Source organism: Lentibacillus populi, assembly GCA_014642895.1.
Classification (GTDB): domain Bacteria; phylum Bacillota; class Bacilli; order Bacillales; family Amphibacillaceae; genus Lentibacillus_C; species Lentibacillus_C populi.
Genome location: BMJD01000011.1, coordinates 11,797 through 36,303, shown reverse-complemented (window position 1 = coordinate 36,303; position 24,507 = coordinate 11,797). Strand labels below are relative to the sequence as shown.

Here is a 24,507-nt window from a genome sequence, read left to right as displayed (position 1 = left end):
CAATATAAAAATGTAAAAGGGAGGGAACATTGATGCCGAAAATTGATCAAGCCGATTACGAAAAAGAAATCGCTGTTTGTCCGATTGAACATGGAGACATCGATGAGATTATTGCAATGGCGAAGATCGGTTTTGCTAATCCGGAAATTCCGTTTACACGGGAACATTATGAAAGCCATCTGAGAATTTTTCCAGAAGGACAGGTTTGTATAAAATATGATGGTAAAATCATCGGGTCATGTTCTAGTTTGATCGTTAATTTCAATGATTATAATGAAGAACATACTATTGATGAAATTACCGATGATGGCTATATCCGGAATCATAACCCAAAAGGTCTTAACCTGTATGGGACAGATGTTGTAGTTCACCCTGATTACAGGCATATGAAAATTGGGCGAAGGTTGTATGAAGCACGCCGTCGTATTTGCCAGAAATTTAATTTGAAAAGTATTGTTTTTGGAGGACGCATTCCCAATTACCATAAATACGCGGATAAGCTGTCACCAGAGGAGTACGTTAAGCAGGTTATCGATAAGAATTTGTATGATCCTGTCTTGAATTTCCAGTTAATGAATGGATTTGAGTTTAAACGAATTCTTCCAAACTATTTACCTGATGATCACGATTCACTAGAATATGCAACATTGATGGAATGGCATAATCCAGATTACATCCCATCACCATCGGTTTACAATTATAAGCATTCTCTGCCGGTTAGAATTTCAGCAATTCAATATCCAATGAAGGAGATTGAATCATTTAAGGATTTTGCAGCTCAAAGTGAATATTATGTGGATGCAAGTTCAAAGGTACGTTCCGATTTTGTTGTTTTCCCGGAGTTGTTCACCATGCAGCTGCTGTCCTTCCTTGGTGAAACGGTTCCAAGTAAACAGGTAAGGAAGGTCGCTACATATATTGGGGACTATATCCAATTATTTTCTAATCTGGCAATCCGCTATAGTATTAATATTGTTGCCGGTTCACAAGTCGTTGCAGAAAATGATTCGGTGTATAATGTGGCCTATTTGTTCCACCGCAATGGTACGATTGACAAGCAATATAAGCTCCATATTTCCCCTGATGAGCGGAAATGGTGGGGGATTCAATCTGGTAAGGAAGTGAATTTGTTCGATACGGATTGTGGAAAAGTTGCCATGTTAACTGGATATGATATCCAATTTCCGGAGTTGGCGCGAATCGTAGTGGAACGTGGTGCGCAAATGATTTTCACACCGTTTACCGCAACAGACAAACAAGGCTATTTAAGAATTCGTTACTGTGCGCAGGCAAGGGCTGTTGAAAATCAGGCCATCGTTATTACTGCAGGTGCAGTTGGCAATCTAACACAGGTTTATCATATGAATACCCACTATGCACAATCGGCCATTTTTTCACCAATTGATTATGCCTTGTCTGAAAATGGAATTATCGGAGAGAGCGATCCTAATACGGAGACAATGGTCGTAGGAGAGGTAGATCTTGAATCACTGCGGCGCAATCGTTTGATCGGAACAGTTACACCGTTAAAAGACAGTAGGAATGACATTAAATAAGGAAGGCCGGATAATCAAGTGATTGCAAAAGCGAATGAAGTTTTCCTTTATTTTTGTGGAGTAAATAATAAACAATAGAATTACCTGATTGCTGCTGCCAACCCCATTTACAATTAATAATACCTGTCAAATAATCTATTTTTTATTTTTTCGATATATTTTAAAAATCGTGTTATGATGAAATGACAGAAAATATTGTAAAGGGGATTTTCACTTCTATGAATAAGGCAGTTCAGGATAAGCTCAAACCAATTTTTACGATTTCAGAAGATGTAGAACCATTATCAGAACAATTGGCCGGTAATAAAGAGCACTTTGTTTTTTTACAGAAAAAAAATAAAGTATATGCTTACGTTTTTTTAAAAGATTTGGGGGTTGATAGTTGGGCAAGCCCGGACATAACGTTAAAAAGACTTCAATCCAATGCGATCTCACTTGAAAATGTAGGAATTCTGAAACCAAACAATACCATAACATTACCCTTTATTTTCTGGATAATGGGGGAACCAATTGTTTTAGTAAAAGATGAAAGCAATAAACTGATCGGGTATATCACAAGAGAGGATATGCTTGTTGAACTGTTTCGAGAAGAGAATAAAAATATCAATTTGTTGAAAATCCTTTTGGCTTCGATCCCAATGGGAATGTTTGTTGTGGATCACGAAAGAAGGGTCGTCAATTGTAATGAATCCGGGTTAAGAATGATTCACTCGACATTAGACAAAGTCATGGGTATTGAGGCAGGATCCATTTTTAGGAAAGATCATTTGGAAAAGGTATTCTCAACAGGTGAGACGTTATTGAATCAGATTCATATTACGGATGAGATGGGGGTTCTTATAGACTATAGCCCGATCGAGAATTCTCAAGGGAAAGTAGATGGAGCTGTCATTATTGTACAGGACCTCCCAATGGTGAAAGAGATGGCAATGGAAATTGAATTTGTCAAAGATCTAAACCAGGATTTAAATGCAATCCTCTCAACCATTTATGATGAAATCCTTGTTGTAAATGAAAAAGGCATACTGCTTCGTCATAGTGAAAATTATATTTCAGATTTTTGGAAGGAAGATTTAAAAAATATAGTAGGAAAAAACTTATTGGAAATGGAAAGAAACGGTGTTTTCACCCCATCTGTTGCCCGTTTGGTAATTGAAAAAGGGAAAAAGGTTTCTATTGTTCAGGAAACAGAAAGTGGCAAAAAAATTTTAGCTATTGGTAATCCCTTTTTTAATGACGAAGGGAAGCTGCAACGGATTATCATTGCCTCGAGGGATATTACGGAAAATACAAAACTAAAATCCGAGTTAATGCAAACGAAGGAAATTTCCCGAAAATATAAAGAAGAATTGGACAGTCTTAGAAATAAAACCGAGGCTTCCAAAAAAATTATTTACCGCAGCTCGAAAATGGAAAAGATCATGATTCAAATTAGAAAGTTAGCTGGCTTTTCTTCTACTGTCCTTGTTCTGGGGGAATCCGGGGTAGGGAAAGAGCTGATTGCCCAAGCGATTCATAAAGAAGGAAATCGTTCGAACAGACCTTATTTGACGATTAATTGTGGGGCCATTCCTGAAAACCTGCTGGAAAGCGAACTGTTTGGTTATACAAAAGGCGCCTTCACTGGTGCCGATCCCAATGGAAAAATGGGTTATTTTCAACAAGCAGATGGCGGCATTTTATTTCTGGATGAAATCGGCGAAATTCCTACCCATCTCCAAGTGAAATTATTACGGGTACTGCAACAAAATGAAGTTGTTCCTGTTGGTGGCGCACAAGCAATCCCAGTTGATGTACAAATTATTGCGGCAACGAATAAAGATTTGGGAAAAATGGTTGAAGAAGGCACGTTTCGTGAGGATTTATTTTATAGAATTAATGTTATCCCGATTTATGTCCCCCCACTAAGGGAAAGAAGCGAAGACGTTCCATTATTGGCGTACCATTTCCTTCGTAAGTTGAATCAGCAGTATGGGAAAAATTATCACTTTACACCTGATGCACTAAGTTTATTGGAAGTTTACACGTGGCCGGGAAATATTCGTGAATTGCAAAATCTTATTGAACGACTATTTGTTACGGCGGATGATGAGGTCATTACAGCGAACTTTGTCAGCCAATTCTTAAAGTTTGGCAATAATGGCAAGACTAAACCAATGGTGACGGGAATTATACCACTTAAAGAAGCACAAGACCATGTGGAGGAGCAATTAATTTCACTTGCGATGGAAAAATACAAAACTACAACAAAAGCGGCAATAGCATTGGGAATTAGCCAATCAGCAGTAAGTCGCAAGTTACACAAAATTTCCCAAAGGCAAAAAAATCACTAATAGAGGATATTCAGAGAGGTACCAAATGAAAAGGGCCAACTCGCGTGCTCACTGGTTTCTCCGGTGCTTGAAGCTGCGCCGCCTTGACTATCTAGATCCAATTTGGCAACTTTTGAACACGCACCAATCATGTACTTTTGTGCGGGCGGCAGCACATGATTTTGGATGTTTTGTACTAATCATGACCTTTATCGATCAATTGAATGTGCACAGTAGAATAGCTGCATGATTTTCCGTTATTTTTTATGCAAAAAAAAATAATGGTATGCATTTTCTCATAATTTTGCGTTTGTTATGACGGAAAGCGTAGCTCTAAAGAGAAAATACCAAAATGATATATGGAAAATATTTACAATATTTGTAAAAACAAAAAGCCCGTTGTATTACTTTTTGTCTGATAAGTGGACTTAAGACACAGTGTGAAGATGACTGTGCCAATGGGTTGATCATCCGTTTTGGCATAGAAATTGCATTGATTAAGATGTAAGCATGATAAATAAAATTATTTTTGGGAGGTTTTATCCGTGGCTGTTCAAACGCAAAACTTAAAAACCATGGAACTAATAGAGTTGGATAAAAAGCACTATATCCATCCGACAACACCGCCGAAGGTTCAGGCAGAACAAGGGACACCGCTTATCTTTGCTGATGGAAAAGGTGTTTACTGCAATAGTACGAATGGTGAAAGATATTTCGATGGATTATCCATGCTCTGGAACGTAAATTTAGGTCATGGTCAGCAAGAACTTGCTGAAGCAGCAAAAGAGCAGATGTTAAAAATGGCATATGCATCCTCTTTCAAAGGATATTCCAATGAACCAGCTATTCAACTTGCTGAAAAATTGGCTGCGCTGGCTCCTGGTGACTTAAATGCAGTTTTCTATACATCTGGTGGGTCGGAATCGAATGACACCGCTTTTAAGTTGGCTCGCTTTTATTGGAGCTTAAAAGGGCAATATAAAAAACGGAAAATTATTGCCTTGGAAAATGGCTATCATGGGGTTACTGTGGCCGCACAAACAGCAACAGGTATTCCGGCATTTCATGATTTTGCAGATTCCAATATTGCCGATGTGTTCCATGCGAAGCCGCATCTCACCAATTGTGAATCAGGAGATAGGCATGACCCAAATTATGAGGGGTGTATTAGGGATATCGTGGAAAAAGAAGGTGCGGAGACAATTGCTGCCGTCATCATGGAGCCTGTTCAAGGGTCAGGTGGTGTTCATATACCTCCGAAAGGGTACTTACGAGCCGTTCGCAAGCTTTGTGATGAATTCGGTATTTTGTTTATTGCCGATGAAGTCATTTGCGGATTCGGCCGCACAGGGGAGATGTTTGCCGTCGAACATTGGGATGTCGTTCCCGATTTAATGTGCTTTGCGAAAGGGGTTACAAGCGGTTATTCCCAACTAGGTGGCGTAATGATGAAGCAAAGCATCCGGGATACAATTGTACAGTATGAAGGAGTATTGTCTCATGGTTTTACGTATAGCGGACACCCGACAGCTTGTGCGGTTGCCTTGAAGAATATTGAGATTCTGGAACGGGATCATATTATCGAGAATACGTCTAAAATGGAACAAACGTTAAAAGAAGGGTTTAATTATTTGGAAGATAAACATTCGCATGTAACGAACTGCCGGGCTATTGGTTTGCTAGCTGCATTTGAACTTTATGAGGATCGTGATACTGGAAAACTGTTTGATCTTTCTGTAGCACCAGCAACTACTGTGGTGGATGAATGCTTTGACCGTAAATTAATTTTAAGAACACTTGGCTCCAATCGTGAAATAGTAGCGATCGCCCCACCGCTTGTCATCAATAAGCAAGAGGTAGAAGAAATGATTACGATTATCGATGACGCTATCACCGCGTTTGAAAAGAAGCTTGAGTAGTGAGATACAGCATCTGTTTAGCTATTGTTTTTGGAAGAGGATAAAACAGGAGAGTTGGAATTGGTCATCTTTTCAAAAGGTTCAATTCCAACATCTCACCTCTAGTATGGAAGGGGCGGGAAAATGATCAAAAGTCTGACACTTGCTGGGTCTGCTAAAGAAATTGGAAGAGAACATGGTCATCAAGGAAAAGAAGAAGTAATTCAAAGCCTGAAAACGTATGAAAAACTGTTTCACGGGTATCAGCATATTAGCTGGAAGGATGCCAGGGAACGAGCGCTTGCTCATTTGCAAGCCATTGAGAAGCATGATTTGCAAATGGTAGAGGAAATGGAAGGGATTGCTGAGGGTGCGGGTGTTGACTTTGAAGATATATTGGCATTAAATGCTCGAAGTGAAATTGCTTTGGCAGGTTATAAAGGATCAGCCTTCTCTGATGGCTGCACAGCTATTGCAGTAATGCCGCCGGTGACAGATGATACGATCATCGGCCAGAATTGGGACTGGAAAGGAACACAAAAGAATAGCCTGCTGCTGCTTGACATTCAGAGCGATACAAAACCAGCTGTGAAAATGGTTACAGAGGGTGGGATTATCGGAAAAATTGGTTTTAATTCAGCGGGGGTAGGTGTTTGTTTTAATGCATTAATTACCGATAAAAAATCAGAAGGTTTACCAATTCATCTAGGATTGCGGGCTGTCTTAAATTCCTATTCTTTGACGGAAGCGATCTCGAAGATTAAAGATGGGAAAATTGCTGCTGCAGCAAGTTTTTTAATTGGCAGTGATGAGGGAAATGGAAATGGAATGGCTGTCAATGCGGAGGTTTCTCCGTTTGGAATTGATTATATCGGTGGTGATGATGGTAAGCTCGTACATACGAACCACATTTGCTCGGATTCTATTAAACAACATTTACAAGACATGAATGAGTTTAAGTACGACGATTCCATGCTTCGAAAACGGAGGGCGGAACAACTCATCAATACGGCCATTGCAAAACAACAATCGATTAATGAGGGATCATTCCAAGAATGGCTTGCTGATGAATTTAATGCCCCGAATTCTATTAATCATTTTCCAAACGAGTTAGCTCCAGAACATCGCAGGATGGAGACGGTCTTTTCGGTCATTATGAATCTATCGAAGCGGAAAATGCTGCTTTGTATCGGAAAACCATCTGAAGGTAAATTTGTAGAAATATAGGAGGGGGAAATCACATGGTTTATATAAATGGAGAATGGAGACAATCCAACGAAACAATAGATGTTATGAACCCGGCGACAGGAGAATTGATCACCTCTGTGGTAACTGTTGGCAGAGCAGAAACAAAAGAAGCTATTACATGTGCCAAGGAGGCATTTTCTGCCTGGAAGAAAACAACGGGTGATCAACGAAGCTATTATTTGGCAGAGGCTGTCCGTATAATGAAGGAACGAAAGGATGAATTGGCGGAAACGATTACAAAAGAAAACGGAAAACCACTTGTCGATGCCAAAAGCGAGGTTAATAGTGCTATTAACTATCTTAATTGGTATGCCGAGGAAGCGAAAAGGGTGTATGGAGATACTATTCCCGCGTCCCATCCTGATAAACACTTAATGGTCATTCGTCAGCCAATCGGGGTGGCAGCAGCGATTACCCCGTGGAATTTTCCAATGTCCATGATCACACGAAAAATCGCCCCGGCACTCGCTGCTGGATGTACAATCGTGCTCAAGCCGGCACCAGCAACCCCCTTATCAGCGATTAAAGTGTTTGAATGTTTTCATGAAGCTGGATTACCAAAAGGGGTGGCGAACCTTGTGATTGGTCCAGCAGAGGAAGTCGGCGGGGAAATGACGAGCAATCCTGACGTACGAAAAATTACCTTTACCGGATCAACAGCTGTTGGCAAGAAGCTCATCCGTGATTCAGCTGACACGGTGAAGAAGATCTCCATGGAGCTTGGCGGCCATGCACCGCTTATTGTTTTTGAGGATGCTGACCTGGATGCAGCAGTCGAAGGTGTCCTGCTTTCAAAGTTTAAAAACACCGGTCAAACTTGTATCAGTACAAACCGGGTATATGTTTCTGAAGATATAGCAGAAGAATTCGGGGAAAAGCTGGCGGAAAAAGTTTCAAAATTAAAGGTAGGTAACGGATTGGAAAGTGGAGTCGATGTTGGCCCGCTTATTAATGATGCAGCTTTAGCAAAGGTTTCAAGTCATGTAGAAGATGCCAAAAAACATAACGGAAAGGTACTCTGCGGTGGAAAAACGGTTGGCAGCCAAAATTTCTATGAACCTACTGTTATTCATTACGCTAATGATAAAATGAAGATCGCCACAGAAGAAACATTTGGTCCTGTAGCGCCAATCTTTACGTTTAAAACGGAAGAAGAAGTGGTGGAAAGGGCTAACCACGCTTCTTATGGGTTGGCGGCGTATTGTTTCACGAAGGACTTGGGCCGTGGACTTCGGATGATGCATGAGTTGGAGTTCGGAATTGTTGGTATTAACGATCCAACGCCAATTACCATTCAGGCTCCATTTGGCGGGGTGAAAGAGAGTGGTATTGGTAAAGAAGGCGGAAAATATGGACTTTTAGAGTATTTGGAAGAAAAATATGTTTCCATTAAGGCAAATTAATTCACGTGAACAAACCTTTTCCTAGATGCATAAAAGAATCAGATTTTATTATGAATAAACTTTTGATAGCTATTATAAAACCCTGCCAATTAGTTTAAGTTGCCGAGAGGAGGAACCCATCGTGTCGAGTGTAGATTTATCCCATATGGAGAAAAAACTAATTGTTCGCCAAACAAAGCATGAAGATATAGAAGATATTATTAAAATGAATCAACTCGGATTCGGTAATCCGGATATCGCGTTTAAACGGGAACATTTTGAGAGCCAATTAAAAATTTTCCCTGAAGGGCAAGCTTGTATTGAATATGATGGGGAAATTGTTGGCTCTTGTTCGAGTATTATCGTGAATTTTGACGAATATGGGGAAGATCATTCATTTGATGAGATTGCCGATGAAGGTTTTATTCGTAATCATAATCCAAATGGGAAAAATTTGTACGGAATTGAAGTTGTTGTTCATCCGGATTACCGGCATATGAAAATTGGACGGAGATTGTACGAAGCACGACGCAATATTTGTCAAAAGTTCAATTTAAAAAGTATTTTATTTGGCGGCCGGATCCCCAATTTTCATCTTTACGCAGACCAAATGACTGTAGATGAGTATACGGATCAAGTAATGAAACGAAACCTTTACGACCCGGTACTCACCTTTCAACTAATGAATGGTTTTAAATTAAGAAAAGTGATGCCGAATTATTTACCAGATGACTATGATTCATTAAAATATGCGACTTTGATGGAATGGCACAATCCGGATTACTTGGCAACATTGTCAGATCAAAATTATAAGCGTTCCTTGCCTGTAAGAAATTCAGCGATTCAATACCCAATGAAGGGGATTAAATCATTTGAGGATTTTGCGGCTCAAAGTGAATATTATGTGGATGCAAGTTCAAAGATACGTTCCGATTTTGTTGTTTTTCCGGAGCTATTCACCATGCAGCTGTTGTCATTTCTTGGCGAAACAGTTCCGAGTAAACAGGTGAGGAAAGTCGCAGCATATACGGAGGACTATATACAACTATTTACCAGTCTTGCAATTCGATATAGTATCAATATCGTGGCCGGATCACATATCGTTGCCGAAAGTGATTCGGTGTATAATGTCGCTTATCTGTTCCACCGCAATGGGACGATTGATAAACAATATAAGCTTCACATCTCATCAGATGAGCAGAAATGGTGGGGGATTCAATCCGGTAATGAAGTGAATGTTTTCGATACAGATTGTGGAAAAGTTGCCATTTTAATCGGATATGATATCCAATTTCCAGAGTTGGCGCGAATCGCAGTAGAACGTGGTGCACAATTGATTTTCACACCGTATACTTCGACAGACAAACAAGACTATTTAAGGATTCGTTACTGTGCGCAGGCAAGGGCTGTTGAAAATCAGGCCATCGTTATTACTGCAGGTGCAGTTGGCAATCTAACTCAGGTTTATCATATGAATACCCACTATGCACAATCGGCTATTTTTTCACCAATTGATTATGCCTTTTCCGAAAATGGAATTATTGGAGAGAGTGATCCTAATACGGAGACAATGGTCGTTGGAGAGGTAGATCTTGAATCACTGCGGCGCAATCGTTTAGTCGGAACAGTTACACCGTTTAAGGATCAGAGAAGGGATCTTTATCAGGGAGAAATAGTGGGAACGCCAAACATAACAACTGTAAATTCTTAATCAAATTGGCCCGTTAGTAAATTAGGGGGAGGAAGCAAATGCATTCGTTTGAAAAGGCAGATCTCATATTAAATAGTGAAGCGATATTTACCGGAGTTGAGGACAAACCGATTAGCGGATCGGTGGCAATTAAGGGGCGTTATATTTTGGCAGTGGGATCCAATGAAGAAATAAAGGACTTCATCGGGCCAAATACAAAGGTTCTTCACTATGGGGAAAAATTAATTATGCCTGGTTTTCAGGATTTTCACCTGCATTTATTTCTTGGGAGTCTATCGCAGGACAGTGTATCACTGATTGGTGCAAAGTCTGAGCAGGAAACGGCTGAAATGGTCAAGATATTTGCTGACAGTCGGCCTGATGATCCTTGGGTGATTGGCTTCAGCTGGTACCATGTATTTTGGGATGATAAAAAACTTCCACATCGTTCAACCCTTGACAAACTTATCCCGGATCGCCCCGTTTTCCTTTTCAATGCGGAATGCCACGGTGCTTGGCTGAATAGTAAAGCACTGGAGCTTATTCATGTTGATCGAAATACACCTGATCCACCTTTTGGCGAGATAACAAGAGACGAAAATGGGGAACCGTCAGGATTTTTATATGAAACAGCGATGGGATTGGCCAAAGAAGCATTTACTAGTATTCCAAGAGTGCGTAAAGAGAGGATACTGCAAAATTTCATGGGGCAAGCAGCTAGATTGGGAATTACAACGGTAAGCGATATGCTTCCGCTTCCTAATCTCGAATTAGGGGATCTTGATCTATATCAAGCGTTTGAAGAAAAAGGGAAATTAACAACCCGTATCCAATTTCTGACCGCATTAAACGGAGATTTGGAGCGACCCAGGATGTTAAGAAAAAAATACAATTCTGATAAACTCATGTTTTCTGGCCTGAAACAATTTTTGGATGGCGTCCCGACTACGTACACCGCCTATCTCTTGGAACCTTATTCGGACCGTCCGGAAACGCGCGGCAATACGCTTATACCGGTCGATGAAGTCAAACAATGGATTGTAGATGCAGATAGCGAAGGCTTTCGTATTCGTCTTCACGCTTGTGGTGATGGTGCAGTCCGTTTAGGATTGGATTCCTTTGAAACAGCACAAACAGTTAATGGAATTCGGGATTCCCGGCATACGATTGAGCATATTGAAGTGATCCATCCAGATGATCTTAATCGTTTTTCTGAATTAGGCGTTATTGCATCTATGCAACCGGAACATTTGGCTGTATCCGATAGGTTTAAGGAAAACGACTACCTTGATCGTTTAGGAAAAACACGCGAACATTTAACCTGGCCGATTAACACTTTGAAACAGCATGGAGCTAAAATGGCATTCGGAACTGATTTCCCTGTCGTTGATTTGGATCCGATGGTGGAAATATATCGTGCCGTGACAAGGGTGTTTAATGACGGGAATCCGGAAGATGGCTGGAATCCGGATGAAAAGATTACATTGGCGGAAGCATTACGTAGTTATACATTAGGATCAGCCTATGGAGGGTTCCGTGAGCATGATTTGGGAACGCTGGAAAAAGGGAAATTAGCTGATGTAATTGTTCTTGACCGTAACTTGTTTGATGTGCCTATTGAACAAATTAGAGAGGCGAAAGTAGAATTAACGGTTATGGATGGAAAGGTTGTATTTCAGGATTGAATTGAGCTGCGGTTTCAGAAATCGATCGGGCGTGCTCTGGAAACGCTCGAGCCGCACACAAATTCGATCGAGGGCACCTTAAATTGATCGAACCGTGCCCAAAGTTGATCGTGCTTGCACCGAAACCGATTGAGCGTATCCCAGAGTCAATCGAACTGCTGGAAAAAAAGGAGAATAACAAAAAGGGAGCCAGCACAGCTCCCTTTTCATCACCTCAATGCTTCCTGTATCCCCGTAATTACCTCATATGCACCGTCCGATTTATTTGAACAAACAACAATATTCAAAGATGTTTCTGGATAAAACACCGCACGAAAGTTTATTCCTGGATCATAGCCCATCAGTATATACTTTACTACTTTATCTTGATCCATTTGCATATACAGCCCATAGCCATAAAAGATATCTTCCTCTACCTGTATCTGTGGGGTCAGAAGTTTTTCCGTCATTTCTTTCGTTAAAAGCTTATAGTTAGATAATTCTTCCCAGCACTTGACCATATCTTCTGCAGTTACATAAGCACCGCCGTCTGAGCCACCTTTTACGGGAATGGAATATATATTTGTTCGGTATCCGCCGTCAGGTTTTTTGATGTAACCATAAGCGACTCTCTCAGGTAAGGAATCCATTTCAAAATAGCCGGAATCATTCATACCGGCTTTCTTAAAGATAAACTGCTCCACATAATCACTAAAAGTGTAGCCAGACACCTGTTCAATAATTAATCCCAGGACAATATATTCTGCATTATTATAGTGAAACGTCGCACCAGCAGGCGATTTCATCTGTTCGTTTTGGAAAAATGGCAGAAAGTCATGCAAACGTCTGATCAGATACATTGGCTTTTGCAGCCAAAGCTCTTCGTAATCATCCATTTCATCTTCATCAAAATAATCTGGTATGCCTGATGTATGAGTAAGTAAATGATGAACGGTGACACCTTCATCAAAATAAGGAAAGGGGATGTCAAGACAATCGACCAGCCTTGTCTCAAATCTCAGCTTCCCTTGCTCGACAAGCTGACAAATCGCTATAGCTGTAAAGATTTTACAACCGGAGGCGATCCCGTACCTTGTTTTTACTTGATTGGCAATTTTCTCCGTACGGTTTGCATAGCCATAACTTTCTGTGAAAACGGAATCTTTTACTTTTACATATACGGTTCCTGAAAAATCCACTTCTTTTTGTATAGCATTTAATCTGTTTATTACGTTTTTGAACTTCATATATATTCTCCTCATTATCTTTTACTTTTACATGTACCGTTTTGTCTTCCACTTTGAAAAAAGATAATGATTAGAGCCTTCAGATTTGATAAATCATAACCATTTTGAAAATTCCCTCCTTTTTTACAAGATTAGCACGGTACGGTGATTCTGTAAATAGTGTAATAAAGATTATAAGTACATGTTATCACCCGCCAATATGCGGTTTTTTAGTTTGAGAAAATGCTTTGCACATAATAGCATACATCTATCTTCAATAGCCTTGGGTTGTTTTCTAGATGAGCGCCCAATCTCGTTTGGATAGCAAGAAAAGAGTCTTTCATCCAGTTTATAGGGGGCAGAATTCAAAAAATCCAATCTCCCTATTTAAGCAGGGTAGATTGGATCTTTATTGTTACAGAAGTCGCTGTTTTGTTCTAAATCATCTTAGGAAGCAAACGCTTCTGCCGCGATACAGAGGTAATAGGCAAGGCCCGTCTGCTGGTTCTCCAGCATGTTAAGATGAAAGTCATCGTGTAAGAAGAACCTGGTTTGGGCTACAAAATCGATTGCCTTAGTTTCATGTCCATGCTGATTCAGAAAATCAAGATGTTCACGGATTAGCTGCTCTACCTTTTCGTCGTTAACGCTTAATCCTTCCCTTAGCGACTTAGCCATCGCGTCCTGAAAATGTTTAGCTTCTAACGCCGCTTCATTCATGGATGGAACGTCTCGCGTTTTTTCCAAGTAAATCGAAGTCGTATTCTTGCTTGAGATGCGCATTTTGTTCCGACAAGGCCGCCTTCCATTCCTCTTCGCTTTTAAAACCGTTAAACATTGCTGATTGATCCATAATTTCTCCTTTCTGAGCATGCCGAATGGATTCATCCAGCGTTTGAATGAGCTGGTCCAGTCTTTGTTTACGGGCAAGAATTAGCTGCTTCTGCCCGGACAAGACGGATATTCGGTCAGGCCCACCATCCAGTAGTTTTTGATCTCTTTGAGGGGAAAATCCAATTCTCGATAAAATAGAATTTGCTGCAGCCGTTCGAGTTCTTTCATTCCATAAAGGCGATAGCCGGCTTCACTCACCTTATATGGATATAAAAGGCCGATTTTGTGATAGTGATGAAGTGTTTTAATCGTTACATTTGCGAATTTAGCCATTTCTTTTACCGTGTAAAGCATTTTAACCACCTCATTTAGTACTTTAAAGGCTTCCCCAAGAGGAGGGTCAACAGTTAAATGAATTTTTTCTAACGTTCTTGTAAAATTGCCTTTTCCTGACTAGCAAATCATAGAAGGACTGCTGTCCCTTTTTCGAGCCTAGATACTGTTCAATCCCATCCAAGATCCTTTCAAGGCCGAAGTCGAAGTCATCTCCAACATTATTTTCCTCCGTGTTCTCTTCCATATAAGCACCCGACATAACGGAAATCCTAGAGAAACTAGACGGGAGGATTATGAAATATTTTTCATTCATAACGATGAATGTCCTCATCAGCCACTTGATTATCAAGTTCGAAGTATTGTGTATAATCAGGGGATTTCTCGCACTTCAGAATAACAATTTCGGCTTGTCAAAGAGTATATCACTCACTCTTGATATGCCCTCCAAAACACTGCATAAATAAAGTATATTCATAGAGATGGATATTAAGCAATTCAGGTGATAAGAACTCCTCAGGTATCCACAAAAGAGTACTCCTTATCCCCGATTAATTATTGGATCGAAATTAGTCCTAATCCTCCTTAACTTTTTTACAGTAATAAGGATTCATATTGTTTTTGACATAGGGCTGTCCAAGAGTCTGCTGAGGATGCTTGGAACAGTTATTGTTTGTTGGTAGCAGGTGCTATTTGCCTTTTTTACGAAAAATAAAGTCGTCGTAAAGGACCTTTTGAACTAAAATATAGTACAATCATGATTGGATTAAATGGATGAAACGATAAGTTCAGAAAGTTATTTTCATCCTGATATGTATGATCATGTTTTTTACAATTTCACGCATACTGTAAGTAATCGTTTATTCTATCTGTAAAAACAAAAACAACAGGATAAAAAAGTTTGACTCTCCCTTATGTGAAGGTTTAAATTATGTTTTACAGTTTATAAAAGGAGTAACATGGTATGGAGAAAAAACAAACGATGGCACTTGTCATTGTATTAATAAATTTATTTTTGGCATTTTTGGGGATTAGTCTTGTTATTCCCGTTGTACCAACCATTATGAATGAATTACATTTATCCGGTTCGATTGTTGGATATCTTGTTGCAGCATTTGCCTTTTTGCAGCTACTGGCTTCACCGGTTGCTGGGAGATGGGTGGATCGTTTGGGACGAAAAAGAATGATTGTGATTGGATTAGTTATCTTTGCTTTTTCTGAATTTCTGTTCGGCATCGGGCAGGATGTTGTTGTCCTGTTCATTTCCCGCATGTTTGGTGGTGTTAGTGCAGCTTTTATCATGTCCGCCGTTACAGCGTACATTGCCGATATTACGTCACTCGAATATCGCCCGAAGGCACTTGGGTATATGTCAGCAGCCATTAACACTGGATTTATCATTGGACCAGGAGTAGGCGGTTTTTTGGCAGGCATTGGAACGAGAGTGCCGTTTTTCTTTGCTGCTGGTTTCGCGTTGGTAGCAGTTGTACTATCGGTTATTCTGCTACGTGAGCCTGAGCGGCACCATGATGATGTACAGCAGATACCAGGAGCACAAACAACAGGCTGGAAGCGGATATTCGCACCAGTTTATCTCATTTCTTTTTTGATTATCTTTATATTTTCGTTTGGCCTGTCATCGTTTGAATCGTTGTTCTCATTGTTTGCTGACCACAAATTTGGTTTTACACCGACAGATATTGCGATTATGATTTCTGGTGGCGGTATATTGGGTGCGATATTTCAGGTCGTCTTCTTTGGCTATTTTATCAAATGGTTTGGTGAGATTCGTTTAATCCGTTACTGCTTGATTTTCTCGACCGTTTTGGTATTTTTAATGACTCTTGTACACGAATATTACACGATATTGGCTGTTACGGTAACCATTTTTGTCGGCTTTGACTTAATGCGTCCGGCTGTTACCAATTACCTGTCAAGGATTGCGGGAAACGAGCAAGGCTTTGTTGCCGGTATGAATTCCATGTTTACGAGTATTGGTAACGTGATTGGTCCAGTAATTGGCGGGCTTTTGTTTGATATAGATTTGGATTATCCTTTTTACTTTGCAGCTATTTTACTGGCAGTAGGTATTGGCATAACCTTTGCGTGGAAGGACCTCGCCAAAGATCATGCGTAAAAATTATACAATTTGTAAAGTGAAAAACCAATGTTACGAACAAAACGAGAGCAGGCGCATGATATTGATTCATGCACCTGCATTTTTTTGGAATTTCATACAAAACCTTTAATTGCAAAACTTTTAATTGAATTTTTACGTGCCTTGGGAAAAAGGACTTGATAGGTGCCAGCTTTGGGGGAAAGGCATGCATCATTGTAGTGGGACTCTAAAAAAACCTTCCAGTGGAAAAATAGTACGGAATTTCAACTGGAAGGTGTTTAATTCAATACTGGGCTTGTCTATTGAAACGATTTTGCACCAAGATAATGACTTTGCCAATAGCTGTTATCCAAAGATGCAATTTCTACCCCTGTTTCTTCTGTACCTGCATGAATCATTTGGTTGTTGCCAATGTAGATACCGCTGTGAGATACACCGTCTTTATACGTATTCTGGAAAAATACAACATCGCCAGGGCTTGGGTTATCTACAGGCGTACCATTATTTTCCCACATTTCAGCGTGGGTTCTGTCTAATGAGATGCCGACTTGTTCAAATACATAGTTGACGAAACCACTGCTGTCAAACCCTGTTTCAGGCGTTGTTCCGCCAAATAGATAAGGGGTACCAACCAAGCTTTCGGCAATCGAAACAACATCAGACGCTGAAGAAGATGAAGTGTTTACTGTTGCAGATTCTGTTTGCTGGGTAGGTGCCTCGGTAATGGTTAACTCCTCTTCCTCCGTGTTAGATGCAGTATTTAGAGCTTTTTTCGTTTCTGGTCCGACAATTCCGTCGACTGCAAGAGCATTATCCTGTTGAAAATCTCTTACAGCATTATCCGTATTTGGTCCAAAAATTCCGTCAACATTCAGATTGTAACCATGGTTATTTAATGCTGATTGTACATTCGTAACAGCTTTACCTCTGTCACCCGCTGAAATAAGATCTGAACTTATGGTAACAGCGGGTGCAGCTTCCTCATTACCAGCTGCTTCATTAACGGTTGCATTGTTTTGGCTTGTACTCTCATTTGGTGCTGCACCATGAGCAAAAACACTTCCGGCGACCACTGGTGTAAATGCGAGTGACGTGACAAAACCTGTAGATACTATATACTTTTTTAAAGAATGGTTCCTGTTTAACATTATGTACTCTCCCTTGGTGTATTTTTGATTACTAGATTCTATTCTAGCAAATTATATAGATTATTAGATTAGAAAGAGGATACAATTTAATTACAGTTCATTTCAAAATATGACAAAATGTAATCCTATAGTATTGAAGTCTGCATTATGGACTTTTAAATATCTGTGAACGGCTATCTGTTGAACGAAATGGATTCTTCGTATGCAAGGGTACAATTGTGTTTCGTGACGTTGCCAAACATCCCCGTTTCCATTATGATTTATGTAAATTAGATACGTTCGAAATAAACATACCAACGGGAGGGATGCTTGTGGCCATTAAACTAATTATCGCGGATGACAATTCGTTCATCCGGGAAGGACTGAATATCATTCTATCAACCTATGAAGAATTTGAAGTGCTGGTACTGGTGAATGACGGGGATGAAGCTGTGGAATATTGCAAGAACCATGATGTCGATATTGCCTTATTAGACGTACGGATGCCCCGTATGAACGGGGTGGAAGCGACAAAGCAGATTGTGGATACCACGGGAACAAAGCCAGTCATTTTAACGACGTTTGATGATGATGAATACATACTTGGTGCCATCAAAAATGGGGCGAAAGGTTATTTGCTGAAGAATAATGACCCTGAGCGGATACGCGATGCTCTCAAAAGTGTTTATTATGGCACAAGCATTATCCAGGATGAAATGCTGGATAAGCTTAAATCAAGCCTATCCAATAACGAACAGGTTGCTGAGGTAAAGATCGACACAAGCTTATTTACCAAGCGGGAACTGGAAATTATGGCTTTTATTGCGAAGGGTTATTCCAACAAGGAAATAGCTGAACATATGTATATTTCAGGGGGAACGGTGGCCAATTATATCACCACCATTTTGGGGAAAACCGGGTTGAAGCACCGTACGCAAATTGCCGTTTATTACTTAACAGGAAAAGTGTATTAGATGGAAAGATGGGCGATTCTCAATAAGCTGATCCTTATTTTCTTTATGGGGCTGACCCTTATTTATCAGGAAACGATCGGTCTTTCCTGGGCAGTGCTTTTGCTCTTATTGTATCTGTGCATCAATATTTGCTTGCACCTTTCATCCCGGCAGGTGCTTGTTACCCTGTTTTTACTTTTTTCCATGACTTTGTCAATCATGGGAAATGTTCATGTAAGTGCATTATTTATATTGCTGCTACCATTATCAGTTGTGGAATTGCTGGATAAATGGAAGACGCGCACAATTTTGTCTTTTATTCTGGCCATTGTTCCTGTCTTTTACGTGCAGCAAGAAATAAGAGCGATATATGTATTAATAGCAATTTATACATTTTTTACATATACAATGGGGAAATTTTTTCACGAAAAGCTGGTAAAAAAGGAAGAGCAGCTGGATGCAATGCGGATCATGCAGCAAAAACTGATGAAACAAATCAATGAGAATGATGCGTATATGAAGCAATCTGCTTATATGTTTAAATTGGAGGAACGCAACCGAATTTCCCAGGAGATTCATGATGATATCGGTCATGCGATTACGGGAGCGCTTATTCAAATGGAAGCAGCGAAAAGGCTTATGAGAGGCGATCAGGAAAAAGCAGAACAATTATTGCAAAATGCGATTGGGATTACCCAGGACGGCATTGAGAGCATTCGATTGACATTAAAAAATCTGAAACCGTCAATCGAGCAGGTGGGGATTAACCGTTTAAAACTGTATATTGATGAATTTCAAGCCAGACACGATAAGCGTACTATGCTGACCTATAGAGGGAATATGGACCGAATTACACACATGCAGTGGAAGATTATCCAAGAGAATGTGACAGAAGCACTTACCAATTCGTTGAAATATGCGGAGGCGAGTACTCTGATTGCAGTTGATGTAAACGTCCTGAATAAGCTGATTCGGATTGTTGTGAAGGATAATGGCAAGGGCGCAGCTAAAATCGAAAAGGGGCTGGGAATTATCGGGATGGAAGAACGAACAGCTACGCTCGACGGAAAAATCATTATTGATGGCAATGACGGATTTTCTGTGACAACCCTGCTGCCGATTCAACAAGATGAAGGTAAATCATGAAAAACTTCATATCAAGTCATGAAAGAATGCACTTATGCCAGTGCGTTCTTTTTTTTATAATTAAAGCATCAATAAAAAAGCAAGTGCAGTCTTATTGACAACTGACACCAATCGGAGAGGTGAAGAGATGAATATTTTAGAAATACAAGATCTGACGAAAAAATTTGATGATTTTATCGCTGTTGATGACATGTCACTAGCGATTGCGGAGGGAGAGATATTTGGTTTTCTGGGGTCGAATGGAGCTGGTAAGAGTACGACGATCAATATGATCACCGGCCTTTTGCGCAAAAACAAAGGATCAATCATGATTCTGGGGAAAGAAACGAGCAAAGATAGCGAGTTTGTCAAGCGGCATATCGGACTGATACCTCAGGAAATAGCAATTTATGAGGATTTAACCGCCTATGAAAATGTGAAATTTTTCGCTGGTTTGTATGGCTTGCGCGGTGGTGAGTTGCACGATCGGACGGTAGAAGCGTTGGAATTTGTCGGTCTAACCGAAAAGCAGAAAAGTTATCCCAAAACATTTTCCGGCGGGATGAAGCGTCGGTTAAATATCGCCTGTGCCATTGCCCATCAGCCGAAATTGATTATTATGGATGAACCAACTGTCGGGATTGATCCGCAATCGAGAAAATATATATTGCAGTCGGTCCACAAGCTGAATGAAATGGGATGCACGATCATTTATACGAGTCACTACATGGAAGAAGTTGAGGAAATATGCAGTAGGATTGCGATTATCGATCATGGAAAAATTATAGCAGAAGGAACGAAGGAGCAACTAAAATCGCTCATTACAGATTCCAAACTTATCTTTATCGAGGTAAAGTCGCAAGAAGCGATTGACGTGGATACTATTTATAAGATCCAAGGGGTGACAGACGTAAAAGTGGATGAAAATACGGTACAAATTCATACAGAGTTAGGCGTGAACAACTTAAATCAAATCATTGACTATTTTATCCGTAATCAATTAGAAATCCGGTCACTCGATGAAAAGGAACCAAATTTGGAAACGGTATTTTTAACGTTGACCGGCAGAAATTTACGGGATTCGTAACGAAGGGGGCAAATACGATGAACATGCTGCAAATAGCCTGGAAGGAAATCAAACATGAATTTCGTGACATTCGGACACTGGTATTTATGCTTGCTTTCCCCATTGTACTCATGCTTGTGCTTGGTACGGCATTGACGGGAGCATTCAACGAAGATATTTCGATTGATGATATGGATGTGTTGTATGAGAATACGAATGACAGCCTTTCTGAACCGTTTAAGGCATTTACAGAGGAAGTGGAACAATCAGGGATTCATTTTAAACCGCTCTCGGATGGTATGAACGGTAAAGAACAGGTGGAGCAAGGAAAAGTGGATGGGTACGTTTCTGTCGATCAGTCGGGATTTCATCTATTTGTGAATGATCAAAGTAGTATAGAAGGAAGTATTTTACAGGGGGCACTTGCTTCTTTTGTGGACCGGTACAATCTGGTGTCTGAGATTACCAAGGTGGCTCCTGAAAAGGCTGAGATCGTATTTTCGAATGCAGTCAAACATGATTACATCGATGATCATGCACTCGTACCGAAAAAACAACCTGGTTCGATGGATTATTATGCGATTGTAATGACAACGATGATTGCATTGTATGCGGCCATGTCGGGAAGTCAACTGATTGCCCATGAACGTTCGCGTAAAACTGCGAGCCGATTAATCGTGGCACCAATTCATAAACGGGACATTTTTATTGGCAAAGTAATGGGCAGTATTGTCATTAATATGGCTTGTATTATGTTGGTGGTCGCCTTTAGTAAGCTTGTGTTTCATGCCAATTGGGGAGAGCATTTGGGCTTGGTATTTCTCGTACTGCTGACAGAAATCATTTTTGCCGTTAGCTTTGGAGTTGGGGTTTCTTTTTTAATCAAAACGCCTGCAGCGCCAACAATGGTGGTCTTGATTGTCGTCCAGTTGGCATCGCTTTTTGGAGGGGCCTATTTTCCAATTGAGAATCCAGAAGGTATATTAAAAGTTATCAGCAGCCTGTCTCCGCTGACATTGGAAAATAAAGCTGTTTTCAATCTCGTTTATGCAAATGATTCATCTTTCATAATGCCAGCGATCGTCATGAATATTGGGCTTGCCTTCCTATTTTTACTGATTTCGACGGCATCATTTCGACGGGGGGAGGGAATATAAATGGGAGATATTTTATGGTTAATGCGTAAAACATTACGGACCACATTCCGAAAAAAGGGAAATATTTTATTATATTTGGTCACACCACTTGTAGGCATCTTTATTGCGCTACTTGCTAACGGAGATCAAGGGAGTGAATTGACCCTTGGTGTGGTCAATCATGATAATAAGCAAATTTCTATGGAGACGATTTCCTTTTTAAAAGGACTAGACAATATCAGGGTGAAGGAAATACAGGAGGAAGATGTAAAGGAACATGTGATATCGGGAAAGGTTGACAGTGTTATTACCTTTGAACAAGGCTATTCCGAAAGTGTGTTAACTGGAGAACCAGATTCACTTGACCTGACATCGATTAAAGGGGAAAGTGTTACAGGTTTTGTCAAATCATATTTGTATCAGTATATCGATAACCTGACTGCGCTTAGCAAGGCAGCTGAAGGGGAACTGGATACATTTAGCAGCTTGTATCATGATTATAAGCAAACGGACTTTCAGTTGAATACGACTGCGCTTGAGGATTCATCTACCAGCAAATCGATGACATTGTCTGCCCTTGGTTTTTTGATCATGATCATGATGATATCAGCCGCTAACCTATCAGAAATTATTTTGGCGGAAAAGGCAAATCGCACATACTTTCGATTATTGTCCACACCAATTTCGGCACGAAAATATATTTTTTCCAATGTACTTGTCAATATGATGGTCATGCTCGTTCAAGTCGTTATTACGCTTGCTTTTCTGTCCTATGTCTTTCATATTGATTTAAATATTTCCCTTTGGAAGGCGTTACTGGTGATGGCGATATTTTCGCTGATCTCGGTTGGAGTGTCGTTGGTTATTGTAGCGTTCTCCAATAGCCGGGGTGCAGCAAATGCCCTAACTAATTTGATTATCATGCCGACTGTCATGTTGTCGGGTTGTTTTTGGCCGGTAGAAGTCATGCCGGAATCGGTTCAGAAAATATCCGAGTTTCTGCCGCAGCGCTGGACGTTGGATACGTTGACGAAACTGCAGGAAGGGAGCAGCTTTGGCAGTTTGTATTTAAACATTTTAATTTTATTCGCTTTTGCAGCTGCATTTTTTCTCATCGCTATATATAAATTTAGCCGCAATAATAGCACGAAGAGTTTTATTTAAAAGAGAAAACCTCCATATACGGGTAACGTGCCCGGTATGGAGGATTTTTTATGGATGAGGTGGAAGGAGCGTTCATGAATATAACGGGGGTAGGGACTGACTATTTACAATCCCGCAAAAATGTATTACAATAATCGTTACTATTAAATACAAGTAATTTTATCAGAATTGGAGGAATTGGGATGGCACAAGAAGCACACGCTTTACATTATGAGAAAAAACAGCCAACAACGATCGTAACAAATCTTGACCCGATTCAACGGCCATTTGTATGGATTGGTTCGATCGCGGCCATTATATTATTAGCAATGATTGTTATTAGTTCGGGCGCCGTACAAGGAGTTTTATATTTGCTAGGCATCGCTTTGGGGGTTACATTACTGCATGCACGTTTTGGTTTCACTTCAGCCTTTAGACGATTGGTCTCAGTGGGTAATGTGCAAGGATTGCAAGCCCACATGATCATGCTTGCCGTAGCATCTATATTATTTGCCATTATCTTAAGTACTGGTTTCAGTTTTACCGGAGAAACGCCAACAGGAAATATTTCGCCAGTCGGAGTTAGTATCATTGTTGGTTCTTTCCTATTTGGCATCGGTATGCAAATGGGAAATGGCTGTGCATCCGGAACATTATATAATTTGGGTGGCGGAAAGTCTTCCATGGTACTCACGTTGATTAGCTTTATTGCCGGATCTGTCATTGGGGCATATCACCTTGGTTTTTGGCTTGACCTGCCATCACTGCCACCACTTTCTTTAGCTGAATCAACTGGCTTGGGCTATTTTGGCGGATTGCTGGTGCAACTGCTTATTTTCTTTGGTATTTATGGTGTTACAGTAAAAATTGCTAATAAGAGAAAACCGCCACAAATGAAGCCGCTCGCTACAACAGCAGGAGTCAAAAAATTATGGCGCGGTGCATGGCCGCTAGTAACCGCGGGTGTTGTTCTCGCTGTACTTAATGCACTGGTGCTTACTGTAAGAGGGACACCTTGGGGCGTTACGTCTGCTTTCGTCCTTTGGGGATCCAAATTCCTGCAATTTTTCGGTGTCGATGTCGCAGGCTGGTCGTATTGGCAAGACAATACACAGGCACTTCAGCAAACCGTACTTGCCGATTCTACAAGTGTATTGAACTTTGGAATTATCCTTGGTGCCTTTATTGCCGCTGCTTTCCAGGGCAATTTCAAGCCGGGAAAAATCAAACCTGGTGTAGCTACTTCGTCGATTATCGGCGGTCTTCTGATGGGTTACGGTGCAAGACTGGCATTTGGCTGTAACATTGGTGCCTATTTTAGCGGGATTGCCTCATTCAGTCTGCATGGCTGGGTTTGGATGGTGATGGCACTCGCAGGATCCTATTTCGGTTTATATTTCCGGAAAATTTTCGGACTTAAAAATCCACGCAAAAATGATTCGTTCTGTTGATTCATTTTTCCATATACAAGTTTGTTGTGATACGATGGTGAACCGGTTGGGTTGGTGCGACCTGAAAATAAACAATTCATTGATCACTAGCAAATGAAATATTATAGACATGAACCCTGGGATATTTACTAGTTTATTGATATAGTGAGCTGAGCTACTTGTAACACCTCGCTATTGTAGTTTTGTTTAAAAGAAAAATCCTCATACGGGATGCGTGTCCGGTGTGAAGGATTTTTATAAATAT

Annotated in this window: 16 protein-coding genes and 1 pseudogene; 14 read left to right on the top strand and 3 right to left on the bottom strand. The window is 40.4% G+C overall.

Annotated features, from left to right (window positions below; all coding sequences use genetic code 11):
• Positions 1-32 precede the first annotated feature (32 nt).
• The 7 genes from IEX12_RS08920 (at position 33) to IEX12_RS08890 (ending at position 11,771) form a co-directional block, all read left to right on the top strand.
• A complete protein-coding gene (locus IEX12_RS08920) occupies positions 33-1,556 on the top strand; it encodes a bifunctional GNAT family N-acetyltransferase/carbon-nitrogen hydrolase family protein (RefSeq protein ID WP_188724964.1) in 1,524 nt (507 codons plus the stop codon).
• A gap of 218 nt (positions 1,557-1,774) precedes the next feature.
• Positions 1,775-3,889, top strand: a complete 2,115-nt coding sequence (locus IEX12_RS08915; protein WP_188724963.1) for a sigma 54-interacting transcriptional regulator — start codon at positions 1,775-1,777, stop codon at positions 3,887-3,889.
• A 524-nt stretch (positions 3,890-4,413) separates the two neighbouring features.
• The gene (locus IEX12_RS08910; protein WP_308777567.1) at positions 4,414-5,787 is read left to right on the top strand and encodes an aminotransferase family protein; all 1,374 of its coding nucleotides are present in this window, start codon (positions 4,414-4,416) and stop codon (positions 5,785-5,787) included.
• 123 nt (positions 5,788-5,910) lie between these two features.
• Positions 5,911-6,993, top strand: a complete 1,083-nt coding sequence (locus IEX12_RS08905) for a C45 family autoproteolytic acyltransferase/hydrolase (RefSeq protein WP_088049314.1) — start codon at positions 5,911-5,913, stop codon at positions 6,991-6,993.
• Between the two features lie 14 nt (positions 6,994-7,007).
• Entirely contained in the window at positions 7,008-8,417 is a 1,410-nt protein-coding gene (locus IEX12_RS08900; RefSeq protein WP_088049315.1) for an NAD-dependent succinate-semialdehyde dehydrogenase, read from the top strand.
• Between the two features lie 121 nt (positions 8,418-8,538).
• Positions 8,539-10,107: a bifunctional GNAT family N-acetyltransferase/carbon-nitrogen hydrolase family protein gene (locus IEX12_RS08895; RefSeq protein WP_088049316.1), complete on the top strand. Its 1,569-nt coding sequence runs from the start codon at positions 8,539-8,541 to the stop codon at positions 10,105-10,107.
• Between the two features lie 38 nt (positions 10,108-10,145).
• Entirely contained in the window at positions 10,146-11,771 is a 1,626-nt protein-coding gene (locus IEX12_RS08890) for an amidohydrolase (RefSeq protein WP_088049317.1), read from the top strand.
• A gap of 209 nt (positions 11,772-11,980) precedes the next feature.
• On the opposite strand, the gene IEX12_RS08885 is transcribed toward IEX12_RS08890, so the two are convergent.
• Together IEX12_RS08885 and IEX12_RS08880 are read right to left on the bottom strand one after the other, a co-directional pair.
• A complete protein-coding gene (locus tag IEX12_RS08885; RefSeq protein WP_188724962.1) occupies positions 11,981-12,997 on the bottom strand; it encodes a serine hydrolase domain-containing protein in 1,017 nt (338 codons plus the stop codon).
• Between the two features lie 426 nt (positions 12,998-13,423).
• Positions 13,424-14,164: pseudogene (locus tag IEX12_RS08880) on the bottom strand (MerR family transcriptional regulator).
• A 943-nt stretch (positions 14,165-15,107) separates the two neighbouring features.
• On the opposite strand from IEX12_RS08880, the gene IEX12_RS08875 reads away from it, so the two are divergent.
• Entirely contained in the window at positions 15,108-16,280 is a 1,173-nt protein-coding gene (locus IEX12_RS08875) for an MFS transporter (protein WP_088050929.1), read from the top strand.
• Positions 16,281-16,561: 281 nt separating this feature from the next.
• Here the strand turns inward: IEX12_RS08875 and IEX12_RS08870 are convergent, their stop codons facing one another.
• A complete protein-coding gene (locus IEX12_RS08870; protein ID WP_102415686.1) occupies positions 16,562-17,410 on the bottom strand; it encodes a C40 family peptidase in 849 nt (282 codons plus the stop codon).
• 311 nt (positions 17,411-17,721) lie between these two features.
• On the opposite strand from IEX12_RS08870, the gene IEX12_RS08865 reads away from it, so the two are divergent.
• From IEX12_RS08865 to IEX12_RS08840, 6 genes are all read left to right on the top strand, one after another.
• Positions 17,722-18,363, top strand: coding sequence for a response regulator (locus tag IEX12_RS08865; protein ID WP_371871291.1), 642 nt, complete (start codon positions 17,722-17,724; stop codon positions 18,361-18,363).
• Positions 18,364-19,488 carry a sensor histidine kinase gene (locus tag IEX12_RS08860; protein ID WP_088049323.1) on the top strand — a complete coding sequence of 375 codons (1,125 nt, stop codon included), beginning with the start codon at positions 18,364-18,366 and terminating at the stop codon, positions 19,486-19,488.
• Positions 19,489-19,615: 127 nt separating this feature from the next.
• Positions 19,616-20,554: an ABC transporter ATP-binding protein gene (locus IEX12_RS08855; protein ID WP_088049324.1), complete on the top strand. Its 939-nt coding sequence runs from the start codon at positions 19,616-19,618 to the stop codon at positions 20,552-20,554.
• A 17-nt stretch (positions 20,555-20,571) separates the two neighbouring features.
• On the top strand, positions 20,572-21,690 hold the full coding sequence (locus IEX12_RS08850) for an ABC transporter permease (protein ID WP_188724961.1): 1,119 nt from the start codon (positions 20,572-20,574) through the stop codon (positions 21,688-21,690).
• Positions 21,691-22,833: an ABC transporter permease gene (locus tag IEX12_RS08845; protein ID WP_088049326.1), complete on the top strand. Its 1,143-nt coding sequence runs from the start codon at positions 21,691-21,693 to the stop codon at positions 22,831-22,833.
• Between the two features lie 182 nt (positions 22,834-23,015).
• Positions 23,016-24,263, top strand: a complete 1,248-nt coding sequence (locus IEX12_RS08840) for a YeeE/YedE family protein (protein ID WP_088049327.1) — start codon at positions 23,016-23,018, stop codon at positions 24,261-24,263.
• Positions 24,264-24,507 lie beyond the last annotated feature (244 nt).

Excerpts from the sequence above, each read along its gene's own strand:
- IEX12_RS08905 (WP_088049314.1), top strand. The coding sequence starts at position 5,911 with ATGATCAAAAGTCTGACACTTGCTGGGTCTGCTAAAGAAATTGGAAGA.
- IEX12_RS08890 (WP_088049317.1), top strand. The coding sequence starts at position 10,146 with ATGCATTCGTTTGAAAAGGCAGATCTCATATTAAATAGTGAAGCGATA.
- IEX12_RS08870 (WP_102415686.1), bottom strand. The coding sequence starts at position 17,410 with ATGTTAAACAGGAACCATTCTTTAAAAAAGTATATAGTATCTACAGGT.
- IEX12_RS08845 (WP_088049326.1), top strand. The coding sequence starts at position 21,691 with ATGGGAGATATTTTATGGTTAATGCGTAAAACATTACGGACCACATTC.
- IEX12_RS08850 (WP_188724961.1), top strand. The coding sequence starts at position 20,572 with ATGAACATGCTGCAAATAGCCTGGAAGGAAATCAAACATGAATTTCGT.
- IEX12_RS08860 (WP_088049323.1), top strand. The coding sequence starts at position 18,364 with ATGGAAAGATGGGCGATTCTCAATAAGCTGATCCTTATTTTCTTTATG.
- IEX12_RS08900 (WP_088049315.1), top strand. The coding sequence starts at position 7,008 with ATGGTTTATATAAATGGAGAATGGAGACAATCCAACGAAACAATAGAT.
- IEX12_RS08915 (WP_188724963.1), top strand. The coding sequence starts at position 1,775 with ATGAATAAGGCAGTTCAGGATAAGCTCAAACCAATTTTTACGATTTCA.
- IEX12_RS08840 (WP_088049327.1), top strand. The coding sequence starts at position 23,016 with ATGGCACAAGAAGCACACGCTTTACATTATGAGAAAAAACAGCCAACA.
- IEX12_RS08920 (WP_188724964.1), top strand. The coding sequence starts at position 33 with ATGCCGAAAATTGATCAAGCCGATTACGAAAAAGAAATCGCTGTTTGT.
- IEX12_RS08855 (WP_088049324.1), top strand. The coding sequence starts at position 19,616 with ATGAATATTTTAGAAATACAAGATCTGACGAAAAAATTTGATGATTTT.
- IEX12_RS08885 (WP_188724962.1), bottom strand. The coding sequence starts at position 12,997 with ATGAAGTTCAAAAACGTAATAAACAGATTAAATGCTATACAAAAAGAA.
- IEX12_RS08875 (WP_088050929.1), top strand. The coding sequence starts at position 15,108 with ATGGAGAAAAAACAAACGATGGCACTTGTCATTGTATTAATAAATTTA.